The sequence below is a fragment of the Gemmatimonadota bacterium genome, assembly GCA_016712265.1.
In the GTDB taxonomy this organism is placed as follows: domain Bacteria; phylum Gemmatimonadota; class Gemmatimonadetes; order Gemmatimonadales; family Gemmatimonadaceae; genus RBC101.
In genome coordinates this window covers 189,283-206,488 of sequence record JADJRJ010000027.1, presented here as the reverse complement: position 1 = coordinate 206,488, position 17,206 = coordinate 189,283, and the positions used below count along the sequence as shown (strand labels likewise).

The window sequence follows — 17,206 nt, the reverse complement described above, 5'->3', positions numbered from 1 at the left end:
TCGTCCCCGATGAGACGGAGGGGCTAATCCCAGCGACGCGGTGAACGCGTGAACATTCAGGGCAGCCGGAACGGACGCCCCAGCGCGCGACTGACGCCAGCCTCCAGCACTTCGTCTCGACCGGCCCGGATGCCGGCCACGGTCGGGCGTACGACCAGATCAGGTACGATGCCCACACGTTGCGTCGGCGTTCCGTTTGGGTAGAACACCCCGATGCCGGTGATCATTCCTTCCACGTTCCCGGGCAACGGGATCCGAGAGACATTGCCGTCTGCCCCGGCCGTGGTGCTTCCGACCACCAGAGCTCCCGGCGCGACGCGGAAAGCCATCGCCGTGTACTCGGCCTGGCTCTGTGACGTCTCGTCGATCAGAATCACCACGGATCCGGGGAAGAGTGGCGTACGGCTGGTGTGCGAGGCGGTCGCACCAAACCGAAAGCTGCCGGGATTGGCCGCGTCGCCCACTGTAAACTTGGCGAAGCTCGTCGACCCCGCGACCAGGTGTCCTCCGAGCGCGAACACCACGAACTCGCTCGGGTAGTTGCGGATGTCGATGACGAGCACCTTCGCTCCAAGCGCTTGCTGGATGTAGCTGATGGCGTTTGCCGCGACGACCGATGAGAGCTTCAGATACGCCACGCTGTCTGACAGCATGCGGAAGGTCGGGCCCGGCAAGTCGTTCACGAAGGCACGTGACTTGTCGAGCGTGGAGAGCGGCACGCGCTCCACCGACGTGTTGAATGACCCTGCCGGGCGAACCCCGGCCAGGACCACCGGGCCGGTGCCCCGCGTGAGCTTTCGCGCGATGTCTCGAAGACGCGTTGGCTCGTTCGATGCCGGGTAGTACGACCTCAGGGAGTCCACGAGGGCATCGATAGCCACTCCACCGATGCTCCGGATCTCATCCCCCACCCTCAGTCCGGTGGCCGGCCCAAGGGTGGCGTGCGTGTAGCCGGCAACAACGAGCGTGTTCTCGACGAAACGCAGGATCAGCGGCGCTTCGGAGGCACCAACCGGCGGCTGCACCTGAATGTCGCTCCAGATATTCGCGTGCGTATCGTAGACTCGGCCGATCAGCCGGATGAGCGTGCGTCGGTACGCGTCCCCGTCCATCGCTCGCATCATGAGGGGGACGTATTCGACGAGCACACTGTTCCAGTTCTCGTTCATGACATCCCGATACGGGAACCAGTACTGGATGATGTTCCAGACGCGGAAGAGCGCCAGGAGTCGGTAGCCGGCGTCGGGTGACGTCTGCGTTGCGTAGCGCTGCTCACCCGAGAAATCGGGGTTCCCGACCGATGGGAAAAACGACACGTATCGCTGCGACGGCAGCACAGGACGGTTCCGCAATATAGTCTGGAGTCGGCTGCTGAGCGCCGCGCCGGTGGTAGCACCGTCAGTGATCCACGCGTTGTCCGCTGGCAACTGCGCGTCTGTGGCTGCCGCTGCGCACGGACTGCAGGGTGGAACGGCGCCCAGACGGTCGATCCAACCGACCATTGCGGCAGACGCTGACGCGTGGTCCTGAGCCGCGAGGACCGCAGGGAGGGCGCGGAACAGTTCGTAGTCCCAGTTGACGCCACCGACCGTCACCTTGGGATGGTGATACTTCACGAAGCCCCAGACCCTGCCGAGAAGCGCCAGATTCTGCACCTGGGTCGTGGAGAGCTCGCGGGCTGCAATGCCCGACCCCTGGTCGAACTCGACGTCGACCGGGGTCGGGTTCGTCGGCGACGTGACCTCCGGGACGTCCTGACACCCAGGGAGCGCGAAGAGGAGCAAGGCGCACGCGATCGCGAGCACTCCGACATGTCGTCTTCGATTCACTTCGACCCCCTGGCCGAGATGGAGTGCTCCGCCGGCAAATTGGAGTTGGTGACACTGAACCACCCCGACGCCGCGATGCGATACCCCCGCGCGGAGATCGCGGTTCCCGAGAGTGTTGGTCGCCAGGCGGCAGGAGTTTCGACCTCCAACGCCTCGATCGCCAGTACTCGCGTCGCGACCCTGGCCACCGGGGAGCCCGCAACGGCACCATGGCGTCCCTGCGACGAGCGCCGCCGATGCGGCTCATCGGGGCAGCGAGGAAGCGCCCGGCGACAGGCGGAAGGGCGCGCCAGGTCGGACCAGGGCGGGGGCCGGTAGCAAGCCGGGTGATACGATCCGAGTGGCATTCCCGATGTTGGAAGTGGCCACCTCTCACCCCTTTGCAACATGACTCGCTCCCTGCGACGACGCGCCACGCTGCTCTTCCTGCTATGCACCACGACCGCCAGTGTGGCTGAGGCCACGGACTGCAACATCAACGTCTACAACGCGTACGACCTTGCCAAACAGCGAGGATGGACCTTCCAGTGCTTCTGGAACCTCCCCGGGGGCAGCGCCAAGCTGATGCCTTTTGGCCCCACTATCGGATGCGTGGTCAACACGCCGCCGGTTGCGTGGTCCCCGCTGCCAGAGTTCAACCCGCAGGTCCTGTTCTTCAGCGAGTCCAGCGGGCTCAAGAACGGGTGGTCGCTCAAGGGCTACGAGGTGAGTGGGGCGCAGTGGCAATCGCTCGCCGCGTCGAGCGTCAAGATTTACGACGATCACTCGCTGCTGCGCGCGGGGCTCAAGCAGCTGCAGCCGGCAAAGAAGTACAGTGTGACGATCAGCAAGATGACGCTTTCAAAGAGCGGTGGCAGCTGCTCCAAGGCGATCGACGAGGCGTTCTGACGTCCGTCCGGAACCGCCGGGATCGGGTCGACGTGACCGGGGTCGTGCGCGACAGGACGCGGCACGACCTCGCGCGCGCCGGTGCCACGCCATGCCGCGCGCCGTAGGGGGGTTGCGCGTGCCGCTGTCCATGGCCCCTATATATGTCGTGTCGTCGGAACCTCCCGCCTCGCCGATCGGCGAACTGTACGCCCAGGTTTACGACCAGCTGCGGCGCCTCGCGCATGACCAGCGGGCGCGGCAGGGGGCGTCCGAGACGCTCAACACCACCGCCATCGTTCACGAAGCCTACCTGCGCCTGAGCGAGGGGAATGCGGCGGTGTGGAACGATCGGGCGCACTTCATGGCCCTGGCGGCCCGCGCGATGCGGTACGTCCTGGTGGACCATGCGCGGGCGCGCGTGGCCGAGAAGCGGGGCGGTGGTGCACGCGCGGTCTCGCTGGATGAAGGGGCGCTGCCGGCGGTGGATCGCGCGGAGGACCTGCTGGCGATCGAGGAGGCGCTGGTACGGCTGGAACAGCACGACGCCAGGCTCGGGCAGCTGGTGCAACTCCGGTTCTTTGCCGGGCTGGGCTACGAGGAGATCGCCCCCGTCGTCGGGCTCTCCGTCCCCACGGTCAAGCGGGACTGGGCCCGGGCCCGCGCCTGGTTGTATCGCTTCATGACCGAGGGGACGGCCTGAACGGGGGCGGGAGGGTTCCCGCCCCGCGCGGCATCGCCTAAAGACTCTTTGCTACTGATGGCGCCAGGATCGATGGGGTACCTGCTTTCGTGCACATGTCCGGGCCAGGCTGCACCTTCTGCGCGTAGCCCGTCGGGCAGGTGTAGTTGGTGAGCAGGTTGTTGGTCTTCAGCTGGCAGCCGTCCTTTCCCCCGTTGAACTGGTCCAGCGCCTTGACCGCGCCGATTCCACAGATGATGTCCGCGGTGGTGGTAGTTCCCGGCTTGTAGCAGCGCGCATTGGTGCCGCTCACCTGGAACGTGTAGTTGGGCAGGCAGCCGTAGTAGGTCTCGGCGACTGCCGCGAATCCGCGCGGGCTGGCAGCAGCGATGGTGGTGAGGACGGCGCCACCGATGGCGCCGATCAGGCCGAGCTTCGAGATGCGCATGAGAGAGGATCCGATGAAGGGACACTCTCACCATCGGATTTCGGGACTGCGGCGTATCATCGGTCCCTCGGCGTTGCTCAGCGGGAGCCTGGGGCGGTGAGGGAGTCGACCTGCGCGCGGACGACGTTGGCCTTTTGCTGGTCGCCCAGGCGGGTGTACAGGGCCACGAGGTCGTTGCCGAACAGGCGCGCCATGCCGTGCAGCTGCGGCGGGCCTCGTCGGGCTGCATCGAACGCCGCCACCAGCTCGGGCTCACCTTCGGTGCGGCGGTCGGCGCGGAGCAGGCACATCGCCCGCGTCCCGCGCCCTCCGACGCGAAAGGGATGTGTCTCCGGAAAGATGCGTTCCAGTCCCAGGTTCGACTCCCCAAACAACCGCAGCACCTCCTCGGAGGGGCCGTCCACCCGGCAGGCCATGTCGGCGACCTTGCCCTGCATGATGGCCACCCCGGGGTTCTCCGGGCCGGATGTTTGACGGGCCACCTCCAGCGCCTCACGGTAGGTCGCCAGGGCGTCGGAATGTCGCCCGAGTTTCTCGAGGACGCCGGCATAGTTGTCGAGCGTGACGGAGAATCCCGCTTGTGCCTCCGGCAGTGTGCGCTCGACCCGCACAACGTCGGCAATCAGCCCCGATGCTTCCTCGAGTTGCCCCGTGCGCGAGAGGATATTGCCGAGCAACACGCGAGCGCTGCGGATGGTTGGGTGACCGGCAGGTACGCGAGCGCCAAGGATGCGCAGCGCCTCGCGGACCATGGGTTCCGCCTCGGCGCTGCGCCCCGTGCGATCGAGCAGGAAGGCCAGGTTGGTCATTTCCCCGGCCACGCGGGGATGGTCGTTCCCGAGGACGAGGCGGTTGATGCCGAGGGCTTCGGAGGCCAGGCGCGCGGCCAGGGGAAAGTCGTTGCCCCGCATGGCGAGCGTCGCCCGGTTGTTGAGGGCCTCGGCCAGCGCGGTCGAGTCCATGGGTCGCTGCGCGCGCAACACGGCGATGCCGGAATCGAGGTACACGCGCGCCGAATCGAACCGTCGCGCGTCCATGTGACTCGCGCCCACGTTCACCAAAGCGATCGCCAATCGGCGATCGGGCGCCGGCGCAGCAGGTGCAACGACCGAGTCCAACGGTCGCGGGATCGCGTCTGTGCGGAGCTGCAGGGCACTGGTGTGCAAGGACTCCGCCGCCGTCGTCAGTCCGCGCGCTGAGGCGAGGAGGCCGAGGGCCGTGAGGGTGGCGGCGCGTTCGTCAGCCGTCGACGCAGGATCGGTGGCCTGCAACGCACGCGCGGTGTCCAGGGCCGCCTGGGCATCGTCGTAGCGCGCAAGCCCTGTGTAGGCCTTGCCAATGGCGGTCAGCAACACGGCCCGTGCGGCGGGTTGACCGGCCAGCTCCCGGTTGACGCGGGCCACGCCACGGTCGAGCGCCTCGCCCAGCGTCACCGGGGCGCCGTCGCGAGTGTTCCAGGGATCGGCGGCGTCGAAGAGCGAGGAGAGGACACGGTTGGTGGCGAGGGCGCGATCACGATCAGCGGCTGCTGAATCCCGCGCGGCTGTCGCGCGGTCGCGTTCCCGCCCGACTCGTGCGTTCTGGACGAAGACACTCGCGAGGAAGGCGATGCCAAGGACGATCGCCGCCGACCATGCGCTGGCGAGGACCGGGTTGCGGCGGGCGGCGCGCCAGGTGCGCTCGGCGATACCAGGACGGCGGGCGCGAATCGCGTAGCCGTCCCGTACGCGGCGCAGGTCGTCGCGCAGCTCCTGGACCGTGGGGTAACGTCGCGCCGGATCGGGCGCGAGCGCCGTGAGGATCACCTGGTCGAGGTCGCCGCGCAGGTCACGCGCTCGCGTCGCATCGGCGGCCACAGCGCTGGGCGCACGCATGGCCCGCTCGACACCAACCAGGGACTGCTGCGTCATCACCATCCGCTGCCACTCGGGCCGCACCCCGGTGAGCAGCTCGTGCAGGAGGACTCCCAACGCATAGACGTCCATCGCTGCAGTCGCCGGCTCGCCGCGCGCCTGTTCGGGCGAGGCGTATTCCGGGGTGAGGACCAGTTGGCCGGGGCGGGTGAGGGTCTCCTCGTCGGTGTCGTCGGTGAGGCGTGCGATGCCAAAGTCCAGGAGCCGGGCGCGGCGCTGCGCGTCGACGAGGATATTGGCCGGCTTGAGGTCGCGGTGAATCACGAAACGCTGGTGTGCAAACGCGACCGCGTCGCAGACGTCGTCGAACACGGCGAGGATGGCCCGGGTGTCGAGCCCGCGTCGCGGACCCAGGTGTCGATGCGCACTCCGTCGACAAACTCCATGACGAGGTACGGCGTCCCATCCTTCGTCATCCCGGCGTCGTAGAGTCGCGCGATGCCGGGGTGCTCGAGTCCGGCGAGGATCCGCTGCTCGCGCCGCAGGCGACGGATCAGTCCGGGGGAGGCGGCGCCCTGCCGCACCACCTTGAGGGCGACGTCGCGGGTGAGCGAGCCATCGTCGCGGACGGCCGCGTAGACGTTGCCCATCCCACCGCGGCCGACGAGTCGACGGACGCGATACGGGCCGACGATGGAGCCTTCGGGGAGCGCCGCGTCCGGCGCGTCCACGAGGGGCCCGGAGGGCACAAACAGCGCGTCGGCGGAGTCGCCGATCCGGTCCGACGCGGCCGTGACCGACGCGAGCAAGGCGACGACTTCCCCGCGCAGGGCGTCGTCGGTGCCGCAGGCACGATCAAGGTAGGCCTCGCGTTCCCCCGCCTCCAGCGACAACGCTTCCGCGAAGAGTGCGTCGACGCGCGCCCAATGCCTGGGATCCTCGGTCATGCGATATGGGGGTCCGGGACGTCTGTATGTAACGCGCGCGCGGGAGCGATGCGAGGTCGTGCCACGACGGAACTCACTTGAGCAGGACGATGTTCGTGCCCTTGCATGTGCCACCGCTCACGGGGCCCGCCCCCCCGGTCTTGTACGTCGGGACCGGACCCTCGCCCATCAGGTTCACGACCAGGGAGTTCAGCAGGAGCCCGGCGAAGTGCCCGCTCACGGCGGTGGCGAAGGCATCAGCCGCCTGCGCACGGGCCGGGACATCGACCGAGACGGGGGCGAGCGCATTCTTCACCCGGACACCGAGGGCCAGGGCGAGCATCTGGGGACCACCGAGGCTGGTGAAGGCCCCCAGGGGCATGGGGACGTTGGGGACTGGGCCGATCTTGGAGGCCATCACGGCGGCAAATGATGGATAGAGTGCCAGCGGCGGGACCGTGATGATCTGCGACGTATACGCGTCGAACGCCTGCCGGAAGGCGAGGTCCCAGGCATCGGCGATGGCGGCGGGAGCGCCGGCCGAGGTCAGGCGCGTGCGCACGGTGTTCGCGTATCCGGTGGCTGATGTGAACGACCCCGCGAGGAGCGTCGCCAGGGGACCTTCGATCGCACACCCGGACTGGACCCGGGCGCCCTGCAGCCAGCGCTTCATGTCCTCCACGGCCCCGGTGACGGCCGGCTGTGCCCAGTTTGACCAATTCAGCGGCGGGGCGACCACGCGATAGTTCTGCTGGAGCGTGCCGGAGACGTTATCGGACTTGCGACGAATGGTGAGGTTCCCGGTCATCGCCGTCGACGGCAGCCGCACCACGACGGCCGAGTTGCTCGCGTTCAGCTCGGTGAGCATCGCGCCACCCAGCATCACGAACACCGGCGGGATATTCGATCCGGTGATATAGAGTTGCTGTCCCGTCTCACCCTCCGGCGACGGATGGACCGTGAGTTGGCCCATGACCGGGGTATCGGGAGATCCACCGAATCCGCCGCACGGTACCGCGTACCCCTGCGGGTCGATGCACGATAGGACGAATCCGTCGCGCGTCATGGCGTCGCCGGAGGATCGGGCGTCGTATCCAGCCACGCGCAGCGCCTGGTAGATGGTGCTCGCGCTCGACGTGAACTCGGTGCGGAGGGCCGGCACCACATCAGATGCCGGGTAGCCGACCGTGCGCAGGATTGTGCTGGTCTGGGTGATGGTCCGCGCATGGTCGCGCTTGAGGGTGCCAGCGGTCGTCGTGGCCGGAGTTCGCGCATCAAACAGCGCCTTCGCTTCCGTGACGGGGGCCCGCGTCTGTGCCCGGAGCGCGAGCGGCACCGCGAGGGAACAGAGGGTCAGCAGGACGCGGGACGCGGGGGCAGGACAGGTGAACATGGGCAGCGCGGCGGCGGGTGGTCCGAATGCAGGGGGAACACCTGCACCATCGGAGAACTCGCCGGTTGGGGATCAAACCCGTGATACCCGTTGCGGCCGTTTGCCGATGGTGTGGGGGAGACCATGCCAGTTCCCGCCGTCCCTGTCCCCTTCCGTGCGTCATCACTTCCCTCGCCCGCTCTGCCTCGTCGCCGCGTCGCTGCTGCCGGTTGTCCTGCCGGCCCAGGGCGATGCCGACAGCCTCCGCGTTGAGATCGCCATCGATACGGGCCGGTACCTGCCGAACACCACCCCGATCGAGATCCGGCTGCACCGCGTGTTGCGCCCCGACGAGGGCGCGCTGGTCCTCATGGTGGGTGGCGTGGACGTGACCGGGCTGGCAGAGCGCCTGCCGACGGGGTTGCGCTATCGCCCCGGCGTGGAGCCGCTCCCGCACGGCCAGACCGAGGTGGTGGCCTACCGCACGACGGGGGCCGCATGGATTGAGCTGCAGCGCGTCACCGTGAAGGTGCTCACCGCGGGCGGCTTTCGGCGGATCGAGGCGCAACCGCAGGGCACCCTGACCAACAAGGGACAGCTGACCAGCAGCACCAGCGGCATGCCCGAGCCGGAGCGTCCTCGCTACCAGGATTTCGCGTTCAACGGCTCCCTGGGCACCACGCACGAACACGAGGGGTTCACGCTGGAGAGTTCGACCAACCTGGTGGGCGCCTCGCGTCGCGAGGAAGCCTTGCGGTATGGCCTGCGGCAGGACGCGGCGCCGCGACTTGACTTGTCAGACTATCGCGTCTCGCTGCGGACCGCGGGAACCACCGTGGTCCTGGGACACACGAGCTTCGGGGCGAGTCGCCACCTGGTGAACGGCTTTGGTGCGCGCGGGGCGACGATAGCCTGGACGCGCGGGGGGACCACCCTCGGGATGGCGGCGATGGGGGCCGCGTCCACGGTGGGGTGGGACCAGCTGCTCCCGGTCTCCAACGGCGATCATCGCGTCCTGGCCGTCTCGTTAGGTCGGGAACTGCTGCCGACGCGTCCGGGGGCACTGCGCGTCGACGGGACCTGGCTGGACGCGAGCATGCTGCCACGCGGCGGCTTCACGCAAGGGGCGGTGATTGACGCCGAGGCGAGCGATGGCGGGTCGCTGCAGTTCAGCGCGGCCACGCCGGGACAGCGACTGCGCCTGACGAGTGGGGTGTCCCGCTCACGGTTCGTCAATCCGCTCCGCGATTCCCAACTTGGGGCCGACACGCTGCTGGTCGCGATGGAGCGCGAGACAAACACTGCACGTTTTGTCGAGGCCAGCCTGACGCCGGTGCAAGGACGTACCCTTCCGGGGATTGGCGCGGTTCAGGCGGCGGTCACGATGCGGCATGAACGCGTGGATCCGCTCTACCGGAGCGTGGTGGCTCCCGTGCAGGCGGACCGTCAGCAGGATGGTGGAGACCTCACCCTGACGCTGGGCGCGCTGAACGGCCAGGTGACGGTGAGCCGCTCGCGGGACAACCTCACCGAGCTGCCCGGGTTCATGACCACGCGCGATCGGGTGCGCACGACCAGCCTTGCCGCGCCGCTCGCCCAGCTCCTGGGCGTCACGCAACGTGCGGCGTGGCTCCCCACCGTGTCGTGGTCGCTGAACCGTACGCACCAGGCCGGGGACGGAGTGCCGGAAGGTGGCATCTTCACGCCGGATCAGGTGCCGGACCAGCTCTCGCGCAATCGGGACCTGGGCGCACAATGGCAGGTTGGCACGTGGCGGGTAGGGGTGCGGAGCAATCGCGCGCATCAGGACAACCGCCAGGTAGGTCGCGCCGCGGCCGACTTTGCGTCGGGTTCTGACGCGCTCTCGATCGGGTCGGCGTTCGGTTCTGCGGCGGACGTGTCGCTCGACCTCGGCGACGACTTTCAGGAATCACTGGAGCGGTCGGAACGGAGCACGACGCGACGAGCCACGCTCAACGCCAACCTGCGTCGCGGTCAATCGACGTCGCTCATGGTGGCGTTCTCCCTGCTGCGCACGACCCCTCCCACCGGGCCCGTGACGCTGAATACCGACCAGCGCGTGGAGATCACGCAGCCGCTCACGGTGCTCAAGGACGCCAGTGGCGGGGCCCGCGGGCAGCTGTTCCTGCGCTTTGGTCGCACCACGGCGCGGGTCCCGGACTTCGCGCGCCAGGAGAGCGACCCGCTCGCGGTGCAGCAGCAGCGGCAGTGGATGGTGAATTCCGGCTTCAACCTGCGGGTGTTCTGATGCGTGTGGTTTTTCGAGCCGGCCTGCTGGCGCTGGGTGCTGCATCGGGCCTGGCCGCGCAGGTGCGCGTGAATCCGACTGGGGTCAACGTCAACATGATGAACCCGACGACCGTCTTCCTGACGTTTGGCGGGTTGCGCGCCGGGCTGCGACCGGCGGAAGCATTCTGGTGTGGTGAGTTGGTCAGCGCGGCGCCGGATGTGGGGTGCGCTGCAAGCCCGGCACCATCTTCGGGCAGCTGCCGGCGCGGTACGATCTGTCGCGCGCCAGCGGGACCGCCGCCTTCACGGACATCATGTCGATCCCGACGTCGGTGGCGCGGCGGGCCTGGCAGGACGCGCGTCGCGGCGAGACGCCGTCGTTCTACTATGTGCGGCGCTTCGCCAACGTGAGCGGTGGCCGCGATGAGTTTGTCGCAGTCACGTGTCGGCCGTCGGCGGGTGGCGCGCGCACACCGTTCGCGTTGACTGATGTCCGCGTGCGTTTTGATGGACACCATGAGGTGCAGTTTGTGCCGTCCGGTCAGGTACTGCCGCCGTTCACGGCGCGCATCATGTACAACGGGACCGGGCGCCTGGTCGGTCGGTGGGAGGTCGTGTTGCCGGGTGAGGAGGGGCCGACGGCATTCGACTTGTTGCCTGAGGCTGCGCTTCCCGTGGAGGAGCGGTTGCAGCAGCGTCGATTCGTCCAGGTGGAGCGGTTCAATGTCTTTGTGCCACCGGGTGGCACGGTGACGCTGCCCGGGCCCGACCCGGCGCGCCTGCCGACGAGCGCCGACGGGTCGTACCTCGTGCTGTTGCGCGTCGAGGCGACGGACGATCGGGAGGGGGATTCCAACCTCGGCAGCGTGGGCGCGGGCCGCGGCGTCGCGCACGCGGGGGCGGTCGCGGGCTTCCCGATGCCGGTGTTAAGGTACGTCGTGGCCGGCGATGGCACAGCCGGGAGCGTGCGGCATGCGCGGCTGTCGCCGCTCGGTCCTCGCGATGGCGCGGTGGTGTCCACTGAGTCCCAGGTTCGCCTTGCGTGGAGCGCGGACCGCCAGGCCTCGTTCTATCGTGTCGAGGTCCAGGACGCCGGGGGCGTCTCGGTCCTTCGTGCCCTCGTGCCCGCGGCGCAGCGCAACTACGACCTGCCCGGCGCGAAGATCGCGGGGGCCGGTGCCGCCGTGCGCTGGCGCGTGTGGGCGCTCGATGGCGACGGGAAGTTGCTGCGTCGGACGCCGTGGCGAACCCTTCGTGCTTCCCCGTGACGTCGACGCCGAACGACCTGCGATCACTGCCACTGACGCCCCGCGCGCGATGTCGCTCGGGCGACCGTCCCTAAGGGAGGTCGCTCCAACGGACCACAATCGTGTTGCTGGCCTGTCCGACAATGGTCACCGTCGAATCCGTCGCGTTGACCGACATGCGGTACAGGTAGCGCGCTCCCGATCGGTCCAGAGTACCCACCTCACTTGTTCCCTGGTACGCCACCATGCGCATGTTAGTGCTGTTATCCAGCGCCGTGTAGGCCCAGTAGACCTTCGTCCCCCACACCACCACCGGGCAGGTTGGCGACGCCGTCGCGGCATTCGGATCGGAGAGACAGGTCACCTTGAATCCCGCGGGGACGTTTGGTGCACTCGTCGTGGGACGCTGCTCAATGGCCGGTGGCGGGGTAGGCGTAGCACCGGGTTCCACGGGTGCTGTGCCACACCCCTGCACGAGTCCGATGGACACAACGAGAAGTTTCAGGGAACGACGCACGGCATGCTCCGGAAGTGGGTTCTCCTTCCAGAGCGACAGACGTGGGTCAATCGCATCATGCGGACGCCTGCGGTCAGGTCGCTGGCGCTTGCCAGGCGTTGGCGCCTCGTGCGCGGACCTGCCGCCTGGGAGCCGCCGTTCCCTGATGGGACGTACCGACCCCGACCCTGACGAACCTAACGCGTGTCCGTGGAGTCCCGGATCGCCGCCACCGAGTCCGCCGATGCCGTGCGCCCCAGGGCGCGCAACGCATTCGTCAGGGCCACCCGCGCCTGCCGCGCACGCCCATCGGCCACGGTGAACGTCGCCTCGAGCAGTTGCGCGGCTTCGCGCAGGAGCGGTTCGGCCTGGGCCGGCCGTCGGAGCGCGAGAAGGCACTCCCCGAGCGGGAGCGCCGACGCGGCAATGTGCCAGTGTCCCTTGGGCAGCCCCGCCGCGCGCACGCGATAGGCCGCGCGCAAGGGCGCTTCGGCTTCGCTCGCACGGCCCAACGCCAGCAAGGAGCGGCCGATTCCGGTCAATGCCGTGCCGCGCTGCGGATTGTTTGGCGGGAGGGTGGCTTCCTGGATGACCCTCGCCTCACGATACGCCGCGAGGGCTCCTTGCCAGTCCTGTTGGCGGAAGGCGAGATCACCGATCGCCGTGAACGACGCCCCGATGTACGGGTGGCTGCGACCGAAGTACGCCATCAGCATCTCATGCGATTGCAGCCGAACGACGCGTGATTCGTCGAGCCGCGCGAGGTTCGCCAGGATCCCGGCGAGGTTGCCGAGGGATGCCGCCGTCTCGGGATGCGGCTTCCCATGGACCGTTGCCTGGATGTCGATCGCCTCTTTGACGATCGGAATGGCCGCTTCATGCCGCCCAGCCAGCGAGTGCGTCCGCGCGAGATGATTCAGCGCGTTCGCGACGTCGAGGTTGCGACGTCCGCGTACCTGGGTGGCCACCACGACGGACTCCTCCAGCAAGGGGACCGCGTCATCGTACCGTGCCTGTGCGCGGAGCACGGCGGCCAGGGAGAGGAGGTCGTTCGCCACCTCCATGGCGCTGTCGCCATGAACGACGCGCGCCATCGCGAGGGCGGCCCGCAGGTGTTGTTCCGCCTCCACGTATTCGCCCGTCTCATCGAGGGCGGTCCCGAGTCCTTCCAGCGCGGCCTCGGTGACGGCGTTGTCCCCGGGGGCAGCCACGCGCTGGATATCGAGAACGCGACGTTCGAGCGCCGCGGTCGAATCGTAGTTCCCGAGGGCATACTGGAGCGTGGAGTACTCGTGCAGGACCTGCGCGTAGGCTGACGAGGCAGGGCCGTGGGTGCGCGTGCGGATGGCGAGTGCGGTATCGAGGAGCGGTCCGGCCGAGTCGTAGGCGGCCAGGTTCCGGTAGACCGCCGCGAGCGCGATCGCCAGGGAGACGCGCACGTCGGGATCTGTGGTTTGCCCGGTGAGAATGCGCGTGGCGCCGCGATCGAGCATACCCCGTGCCGTGATCGTCTCCCCGCCACTGATGTTGGGGTCGGCGAGATTGAGCAGCTCCACCAATTCGTTGGTCGCCTGTTCGGCGGTGCGTTGGCCGGCCGCAGCGCGTTCGGCGGCGTCGCGGGCGCGGCCGGCCTGCACCAGGGAGGTGGCGGTGAGCGCGGCGAGGGCGAGGACCGCCGCCACCGAGGCGCCAACCCCCAGCGGGTGACGCCGGACAAACGACCAAGTGCGATATGCAGCCGTCGGGCGCCGTGCGAGGATGGGTTCGCGGGCTAGCCATCGTCGCAGGTCCTCGGCGAAGTCGGCGGCCGTGCGATACCGCTGAGCGGCGTCCACCTGCAACGCCTTGCGCACGATGGTGTCCAGCTCGCCCCGGAGCTCACGCGAACGCGTGGCCGGGGCCCGTTGAGAGGGCAGGGGAGCGGGGATCGTGGTCACCCGCCGTTCGACCTCGGCCGCCGAGAGGCCGTCGAGGTCGTGCGGGGAACACCGGCCAGCAGGCGAAACAGGATGACGCCGAGCGACCAGACATCGGACGCGGTGGTGATGACCCCGCCGCGCAGCTGTTCCGGGCTCGCGTAGGACGGGGTCATCGCCTGGTAGAAGGTGAGGTCGCGCCCCTCCCGCGAGTCGTCCACCAGCCGGGCGATGCCGAAGTCGAGAAGCTTGGGCGAGCCGTCAGCGGTGACAAGGATGTTGGCCGGCTTGAGGTCGCGATGGACGACGAACCCCTGGTGCGCATGCTGCACCGCGTCGCAGATCCGCTGCACCAGCGCGACGCGGGCGCGCACGTCCAGATGGTGGGCGTCGCACCAGGTGTCGAGCGGCTCGCCGTCGACATACTCCATGACAAAGTACGGCGTGCCGTCCGGGGCGGTGCCGCCATCGATGAGGCGCGCGATGCCCGGGTGGTCGAGCGTGGCGAGGAACTGGCGCTCGGCGCGGAAGCGCCGCTCGAGATCCGGAGTCGCCAGCGTACCGCGCAGGAACTTGATGGCGACCTGCGCCTGATATGCCTCATCTGCGCGTTCGGCGAGGTAGACGGTCCCCATGCCACCGACGCCAAGTGAGCGAAGCAGGCGCCATGGGCCGACTTCGGTGGGTGGGGACCCGAGGGTGCCGAGACGACCGCCGCGATCGCCGACCCGATGACGTCGTGCGACGTGCGATCAGCGTCGAGGAGGGCCCGCAGTCGGGCCATCAACTCTGGCGGGAGATCGAGCGCCGCGAGCCGCTGTGCCTGCTCGTCGACCGGCAGGTCAGCCAGCTCGGCAAAGGCCGCCTCCAGGGCGACCCACGCGCTCCGGTCGTCTCCCTGTGCTTCGGTCACGTGGGGTCCTCCGGCGGACGCAGTTCGGTACGAAGCCACGCCTTGGCGAAGCGCAGGTCACGGTCCACGGTGGCTGCAGAGAGCTCGAGCGTCGATGCGATCTCGTCGTAGTTGAGCCCCCCGAAGTAATGCAGCTCCACGACGCGTGCCTTCCTGGGCTCGTGGACGGCGAGCCGTGTCAGGGCCTCGTCCAGTCCGATGACGTCGCTCACGGCCCCGTCCACGACGTGCAGCGCCTCGTCGAGTGACACGTGCGCAGCGCCACCACCGCGCTTGTCGCGTCGACGCGACTTGGCATGGTCCACAAGGACCCGCCGCATCGTGGCCGCGACGACGGCGAAAAAGTGCACGCGATCGTTCCACTGGATGTCGGTGCCGGACAGCCGCAGGAAAGCTTCGTGAACCACGGCGGTCGGCTGGAGCGTGTGGCCGACCCGCTCGCCCTGCATCTGCCGCGATGCAAGGGCACGCAGTTCCTCGTACACCATGGGCATGAGGCGATCGAGGTCCACCTCATCGCCGACCTGCCAGGCGCGGAGCACACGCGTGACGGTGTTCCCTTCGGACATCAATCGATCGCGTCGACGTTGGGCAAGCAGCAACGTCGCAAGGTACGCGCTGGGGCGCGCCTCCGCACCCGGTGCCGGCCAACGAGGAAGGGTCAACATGTCACTTCATAGAGCGACATCCGCGGCGTGATCCCCTCATCGCCGCGAAATGAGGGAGTCGGCCCGGGAGCGTCGCTCTCTGGGGTGAGCAGGAAATCGTCCCCAGGCCTCAGCCATCCCCACCATGACCCGCCTCCTTCGCCTTACCGCCCTCGCCGGGCTCAGCGTCCTCGCCGCGTGCGGCACTGATTCCACCGGCCCCGACGGGGGCATCCCCAAGTCGCCCGACGCGGCGAAGATCGAGTCCATCATTACCGCCCTCCCCGAGTGGGTCGACAACATGCCGTCCCAACGGGCACCGGTCGCCCGTCCGGCGGTGTTCCTGCGGGAAGCCCTGGGGAGCGACTTCATGGACTACAAGTGCGACGTCTCCAACCTGAATACGGTCAAGCCATTCAACCGCGTGTTGTCGGCGGGGAGCAACCTGAGCAACCTCTATCCCGGGGCGCTGATCGAGGGGAAGACACTGCGCGGCGGGAGTCCAGCGGTGATCACCTCGCTGGCGCGGGCTCCGATGACGCTCCGCATCTCCCTCCCGCTCGGCAATCAGTCGATCGAGGTGAAGGACGTGAACAGCGTGACCATGGCGCAGGCCATCGCGGACCTGCAGCGTCGTGGCGCGACCGAGCAAGGGGTGAAGGACGTCATCCCGGCCAACATGGTCTTCGAGCTGACCGAGGCGAACACGTTCGATCAATCCATGACAGCGGTCGGCGTCTCCGCCGGCTACAGCAACCCGCTCAAGGGGATCGACGCGAGTGGGAACATCAACTCCAGCAACACGCGGAGCGTGAAGACCAACTCGGTGGTGGTGAAGTTCGTGCAGGAGATGTACACGATCAACGTGGCCGAGGACCTGTTGCCGAAGGGGTCGGACTTCTTTGCTGCGTCGGTTCGGGAGGCCGATCTCCAGGCACTGGTGGCGAGTGGCAAGTTCGGGCCGGACAACATTCCCCTGTACATCGAGTCGATCACCTACGGCCGGGCGCTGTTCTTCTCGGCGCGGTCGACCGACGTGATCGATGTCAATGAACTGAAGGCCGCGATGAACGTGGCGGGCGGAGCCTTCCGCGGCGGCGCGACCCTCACCCAACGACAGCGCAGCCTGCTGTCCACGGCGAACTACCAGATCCTGCCGTTCGGTGGCCCGCAATCGGCCGCGACGGCCGCCATCGCCTCGCTTGACTGGAGCAAGTTCTTCGTGCCCGCCGAGGCGACTACCGCGGTCCCGATCGCCTTTACGGTGAAGACCTTGAAGGGGCGGCAGGTAGCCACGATCCACAACAACGTGGCGTACGACCAGCGAACGGGGTGCCGCGCGCCGGGGAGCTATACAGTGAACGTGAACCTGACGCGCGTGGAGCGGGCCTCGGGGTTCTGCCTGGCATGTGCGTTTATCGCCCGGGTGGATGCGAGCTTCATGCAGGTTGGGGTGTTCGGACCCACGACGGGCCCCCAGAACTTCAATGTCACCCGCACCCGGACCATCGCGCCGGGACAGAGCTTCAACCTCTGCTCCGAATTCGCGGAAGTGGCCGGCTGTATGCCATTCGGCTATCCCGGCGCGGTGAACGGAAACCTGAACAACATGAAGTCGATCGGGGACGGCAGCACCGTGACCTTCACGCCGACGGTCAACGCCCTCGGGGCCACGGGGAAGTTCACCTACCGGGTAACCAAACGCGCGAACTACCTGTAGCGCGGACCACGCGCGCTCTGGTACCCACGGGGGTGGTGCG

14 protein-coding genes are annotated in these 17,206 nt (G+C 68.2%); 5 read left to right on the top strand and 9 right to left on the bottom strand.

The window, feature by feature from the left end:
* Positions 1-56: 56 nt before the first annotated feature.
* Positions 57-1,829, bottom strand: a complete 1,773-nt coding sequence (locus IPK85_05205) for a peptidase S41 (protein ID MBK8246779.1) — start codon at positions 1,827-1,829, stop codon at positions 57-59.
* Between the two features lie 387 nt (positions 1,830-2,216).
* Between IPK85_05205 and IPK85_05200 the strand changes: the two genes are divergently transcribed.
* On the top strand, positions 2,217-2,717 hold the full coding sequence (locus tag IPK85_05200) for a hypothetical protein (GenBank protein MBK8246778.1): 501 nt from the start codon (positions 2,217-2,219) through the stop codon (positions 2,715-2,717).
* Between the two features lie 130 nt (positions 2,718-2,847).
* Entirely contained in the window at positions 2,848-3,399 is a 552-nt protein-coding gene (locus IPK85_05195) for a sigma-70 family RNA polymerase sigma factor (protein ID MBK8246777.1), read from the top strand.
* Between the two features lie 37 nt (positions 3,400-3,436).
* Here IPK85_05195 and IPK85_05190 read toward each other — a convergent pair whose 3' ends face one another.
* The 4 genes from IPK85_05190 to IPK85_05175 form a co-directional block, all read right to left on the bottom strand.
* Positions 3,437-3,826, bottom strand: coding sequence for a hypothetical protein (locus IPK85_05190; protein ID MBK8246776.1), 390 nt, complete (start codon positions 3,824-3,826; stop codon positions 3,437-3,439).
* Positions 3,827-3,903: 77 nt separating this feature from the next.
* The gene (locus IPK85_05185) at positions 3,904-6,051 is read right to left on the bottom strand and encodes a tetratricopeptide repeat protein (GenBank protein ID MBK8246775.1); all 2,148 of its coding nucleotides are present in this window, start codon (positions 6,049-6,051) and stop codon (positions 3,904-3,906) included.
* Positions 6,000-6,626, bottom strand: a complete 627-nt coding sequence (locus IPK85_05180; GenBank protein ID MBK8246774.1) for a protein kinase — start codon at positions 6,624-6,626, stop codon at positions 6,000-6,002. Before IPK85_05180 ends, IPK85_05185 begins: the two co-directional genes overlap by 52 nt.
* Before the next feature lie 73 nt (positions 6,627-6,699).
* Positions 6,700-7,998, bottom strand: coding sequence for a hypothetical protein (locus IPK85_05175; GenBank protein MBK8246773.1), 1,299 nt, complete (start codon positions 7,996-7,998; stop codon positions 6,700-6,702).
* Between the two features lie 154 nt (positions 7,999-8,152).
* Between IPK85_05175 and IPK85_05170 the strand changes: the two genes are divergently transcribed.
* Entirely contained in the window at positions 8,153-10,246 is a 2,094-nt protein-coding gene (locus IPK85_05170) for a hypothetical protein (protein ID MBK8246772.1), read from the top strand.
* Positions 10,247-10,451: 205 nt separating this feature from the next.
* Positions 10,452-11,495: a hypothetical protein gene (locus tag IPK85_05165; GenBank protein ID MBK8246771.1), complete on the top strand. Its 1,044-nt coding sequence runs from the start codon at positions 10,452-10,454 to the stop codon at positions 11,493-11,495.
* Between the two features lie 70 nt (positions 11,496-11,565).
* On the opposite strand, the gene IPK85_05160 is transcribed toward IPK85_05165, so the two are convergent.
* From IPK85_05160 to IPK85_05145, 4 genes are all read right to left on the bottom strand, one after another.
* The gene (locus tag IPK85_05160; GenBank protein ID MBK8246770.1) at positions 11,566-11,991 is read right to left on the bottom strand and encodes a hypothetical protein; all 426 of its coding nucleotides are present in this window, start codon (positions 11,989-11,991) and stop codon (positions 11,566-11,568) included.
* A 176-nt stretch (positions 11,992-12,167) separates the two neighbouring features.
* Positions 12,168-13,907 carry a tetratricopeptide repeat protein gene (locus IPK85_05155; GenBank protein MBK8246769.1) on the bottom strand — a complete coding sequence of 580 codons (1,740 nt, stop codon included), beginning with the start codon at positions 13,905-13,907 and terminating at the stop codon, positions 12,168-12,170.
* Positions 13,904-14,521 (bottom strand): serine/threonine protein kinase, encoded by a 618-nt coding sequence (locus tag IPK85_05150; protein ID MBK8246768.1) that lies wholly within the window; start codon positions 14,519-14,521, stop codon positions 13,904-13,906. The genes IPK85_05155 and IPK85_05150 overlap by 4 nt, the downstream gene beginning before the upstream one ends.
* A gap of 274 nt (positions 14,522-14,795) precedes the next feature.
* Positions 14,796-15,368: a sigma-70 family RNA polymerase sigma factor gene (locus IPK85_05145; GenBank protein MBK8246767.1), complete on the bottom strand. Its 573-nt coding sequence runs from the start codon at positions 15,366-15,368 to the stop codon at positions 14,796-14,798.
* 223 nt (positions 15,369-15,591) lie between these two features.
* Between IPK85_05145 and IPK85_05140 the strand changes: the two genes are divergently transcribed.
* The gene (locus IPK85_05140) at positions 15,592-17,166 is read left to right on the top strand and encodes a thiol-activated cytolysin family protein (protein MBK8246766.1); all 1,575 of its coding nucleotides are present in this window, start codon (positions 15,592-15,594) and stop codon (positions 17,164-17,166) included.
* The last annotated feature ends 40 nt before the right edge of the window (positions 17,167-17,206 follow it).

Coding starts and splice junctions, on each gene's coding strand:
- IPK85_05140 (MBK8246766.1), top strand. CDS start 15,592: ATGACCCGCCTCCTTCGCCTTACCGCCCTCGCCGGGCTCAGCGTCCTC.
- IPK85_05145 (MBK8246767.1), bottom strand. CDS start 15,368: ATGTCCGAAGGGAACACCGTCACGCGTGTGCTCCGCGCCTGGCAGGTC.
- IPK85_05190 (MBK8246776.1), bottom strand. CDS start 3,826: ATGCGCATCTCGAAGCTCGGCCTGATCGGCGCCATCGGTGGCGCCGTC.
- IPK85_05180 (MBK8246774.1), bottom strand. CDS start 6,626: ATGACCGAGGATCCCAGGCATTGGGCGCGCGTCGACGCACTCTTCGCG.
- IPK85_05195 (MBK8246777.1), top strand. CDS start 2,848: ATGGCCCCTATATATGTCGTGTCGTCGGAACCTCCCGCCTCGCCGATC.
- IPK85_05150 (MBK8246768.1), bottom strand. CDS start 14,521: ATGGGGACCGTCTACCTCGCCGAACGCGCAGATGAGGCATATCAGGCG.
- IPK85_05175 (MBK8246773.1), bottom strand. CDS start 7,998: ATGTTCACCTGTCCTGCCCCCGCGTCCCGCGTCCTGCTGACCCTCTGT.
- IPK85_05200 (MBK8246778.1), top strand. CDS start 2,217: ATGACTCGCTCCCTGCGACGACGCGCCACGCTGCTCTTCCTGCTATGC.